General features: G+C 59.8%; 6 protein-coding genes. 3 read left to right on the top strand and 3 right to left on the bottom strand.

The annotated features are described in order from the left end of the window. Positions 1–152: 152 nt before the first annotated feature. From OO70_RS50130 to OO70_RS50125, 3 genes are all read left to right on the top strand, one after another. Positions 153–386, top strand: coding sequence for a hypothetical protein (locus OO70_RS50130; protein ID WP_043688188.1), 234 nt, complete (start codon positions 153–155; stop codon positions 384–386). Next, positions 383–556: a hypothetical protein gene (locus OO70_RS55135; RefSeq protein ID WP_152936149.1), complete on the top strand. Its 174-nt coding sequence runs from the start codon at positions 383–385 to the stop codon at positions 554–556. Before OO70_RS50130 ends, OO70_RS55135 begins: the two co-directional genes overlap by 4 nt. Positions 557–706: 150 nt before the next feature. After that, on the top strand, positions 707–904 hold the full coding sequence (locus tag OO70_RS50125) for a hypothetical protein (protein ID WP_030529755.1): 198 nt from the start codon (positions 707–709) through the stop codon (positions 902–904). Here OO70_RS50125 and OO70_RS55130 read toward each other — a convergent pair. From OO70_RS55130 to OO70_RS53530, 3 genes are all read right to left on the bottom strand, one after another. After that, positions 901–1,299 carry a hypothetical protein gene (locus OO70_RS55130; RefSeq protein WP_157577735.1) on the bottom strand — a complete coding sequence of 133 codons (399 nt, stop codon included), beginning with the start codon at positions 1,297–1,299 and terminating at the stop codon, positions 901–903. The genes OO70_RS50125 and OO70_RS55130 overlap by 4 nt on opposite strands. Positions 1,300–1,581: 282 nt before the next feature. After that, positions 1,582–1,995, bottom strand: coding sequence for a helix-turn-helix domain-containing protein (locus OO70_RS50120; RefSeq protein WP_030529756.1), 414 nt, complete (start codon positions 1,993–1,995; stop codon positions 1,582–1,584). A 241-nt stretch (positions 1,996–2,236) separates the two neighbouring features. Then, positions 2,237–2,728 (bottom strand): TIGR02594 family protein (locus tag OO70_RS53530; protein ID WP_199827566.1); only part of this gene is annotated, 492 nt, incomplete at its 5' end.

The raw sequence follows: 2,728 nt of genomic DNA, 5'->3' as shown, positions 1-2,728 counted from the left end.
GTCTCAAAGACCCCGAGGACCCCACCACAATTCCACCAATGGCTTAGGATCGGAAATCAAAGAAAACGCTTTGCTCGGCCTGTAAGGTATGATAGGTGACGAGCGTCTACCGGCCGCTGAGCGGCATATAGCTGAGTCGAGGGGAATGACAGATGGAACGACCGAAAGTAGATGCGAATATTGCTACCGGGCTGGACCTCGACCAGTGGGCCTTGCACGTCGGCACGATGCCGCGCAGGCCCGGCGAGACCGATGACGTAGGGGTCGAAGAGAGCGTGACGTACGTTGCGCGGCCGAGCGCCAAGCACCGCTTCACTGAGCGCGAGCTGGCGGCCCTATACGAGATCGAGGATATGCCGAGGCCGGAGGGGCCGGAGTGGAAGTGACCAACCCCGTGATCCGGAAGCTCGAAGAGCTGGAAGCCTACGAGCGCGCCGGGCGTGAAGCCAAGCAGCGCATCTACGAGGCGTTCGCCGAGCTGGCGCTGCGGCAGATCATGGACATACGCGAGATGTCCTACGAGGAATGGTTGGAGCGCTACGGGGGTGGACGATGAAAATGGTCGAGAACATCACGCAGGCCATCCTGTCGCCTTCGAGCGAGCCTCGCTGGCCTTGCCCTGGCAGCTCTAGGGACAGATGCCAGCACTGCGGCGGCTGGATCAGCCTGGGGCACGCACGCGGGTCATCTTGCAGGGAAGAAGCCGATGCTGCACTTCGTGCGCTTCAAGGACGACCGATATCTGAACGCCGTTAAGACGTTCGGCCGACCGGACTTCGTCCATCGGTTCTGGGATCACCGTGCCGTCGCGGAGGTCATGCCGGGCGACACGGTCGTATTCGCTGAAGGCGATGAGCATCAAGCCGTGGTGACCCACAGCTACGACGACAGCGCGTTCTTTTAGATGTCTCGGGCGTCGGTCTTGGGAGGGATGGAGCAGGTAAAGGTGCAGGCGTGCGGGAACCGATAGCTTAGTTCCGTCGCTATGGCTTTGTCGCCATATATCAGCCTGTGGATCGGCGCGGGCGGGTCGATAACCCACCCGATCAAGAACGCGGCGATGGCTGCCAGAAGAAGCTTCGCGCCTCTTCGTCGGGAGCTGTTCTTGGTGAGTGCGATGGCCTGATCCGCAATTACGCACTTCGCGTCGTTCAGTTCATGTTCTAATTCAAGGATGATCTCGCGTGCTTTGGAAGATTCCGCGAGCAAAGAGGGTGGGTCGATCAGCGAAGGATCGACGTTGGGATCATTGGCGTTGAGAGGGAAAAGAACTACTTCGGCCATCACTCTGTTTTCCACACTAGGATTCTTGTTTTTGGAACTCCGGTCGGTGCATTTGCGCGCCTCCTAAAGTGACGAAATGTAAATCAGCTTGTCGGATGTTTCGCAACACAGAACAATTACGGGTAGTTAACAGGAAAAAGAAACGGCGGCTCAAAGCCGCCGCGTGTTGCCGTCGTGCATCAATCAATGGGCGCTACGATCCAAACAACCACCCGCTAAGCCATCCCGCAGCCGCAACAACGTTCATCCCCACGAACGCCGTGAGCAGCACAACCCCCATCAATATTAGAATACCCTTCACGACGCAGAGCGCTTCGTCGACGACTGTTGTTGCGCTTTGCGTACGAGCTGAAGGATTTGCAACCCCGTCTCGGCGTCGACCTCGGCGTCGACAACGATGCGCGTCTTCCCGTCGAGCGTGCTGGTAGCCTGCGCGAACTGCGGGACCGATCCGCCCTCACCAGGCGCAGGGGCGATCAGCTCTTCAGGCTTCACGCCGAGCGCCTTGGCGATCAGCATCAGGTTGCGTTGGGTCGGCTCGTTCTCACCACGGATATAGGCCGTGGGAATATGCCTGCCGATGGTCACGCCCTTCGGGGCATGCCGCTCCATCTCGCGCGCCAGGTCAGCGCCGCTCCACCCCTTGCCCAACATCAGCCGTTCGACCTTCTTGCCGAACTGCGCTATCCGCTCTTTGTCTGCGGCCGTCATACCTCTACGCACAATACGTCTCCTGTCTCTTCGCCTAAATGCGGCGCTTTGTTTATTCTCGAAATGCAAGTTCTCACAGGGGCCGTAATACTACGGAGGCCTGTTAGGTGTCAAACACGACCGAAACCTAACACGGTTTCCGAGCTAGGCGGGAGTAGAACAAATACGGAAAAAGGCCCTCCCGACTGCTCGGGAGGGCCTAATAGACTTTTGGGTTACCGCCTGGGAGCCGTTGAGGCTGTCAGTCTGGAACCACGTACATTGCGATGCGTCTTGCCGGGTAGACCGTCTCGCGGACCCTGCCCTGGTTGTTCCCAGAGACGAGGATCGGGTTGCCTGCCTGGTCTACGCCCGAGACGATCCCAACGTGGCCGCCACCCCTACGGGCCATCACGGCGATTGCGCCGGGTTGCGGCCCAGATACGCGGCGGCCGTAGCGTGCGAACGAGAACGCCAGGTCGGAGTTCGTGCCGGTGTGGCCGGTGGCCCTCAGCACGTAGTTGACGAAGCGAGCGCACCAGAGATTGGCCCGGCCGTAGATCGCGCCGTTGCCTACCTGGCTGCGAGCTTCAGCAACGAGCGAACTGCCGCCGTGACCAAATAGACTGAAAATGGAATCGGTTGAACGGGCGACACGTACGTCGTGGCGAGCAACGGTATGATGTCGAGCATGATGGCTCCTGTGATGGGGTCGCGCTTCGGCGGAAGTCGCGAAGAGGCACAGCGCGGCAAG

This window comes from Streptomyces xylophagus (genome assembly GCF_000716435.1).
GTDB classification, from domain to species: Bacteria; Actinomycetota; Actinomycetes; order Streptomycetales; family Streptomycetaceae; genus Streptomyces; species Streptomyces xylophagus.
The sequence above is the reverse complement of the archived record's forward strand: the minus strand, read 5'-3'. Positions and strand labels throughout refer to the sequence as shown.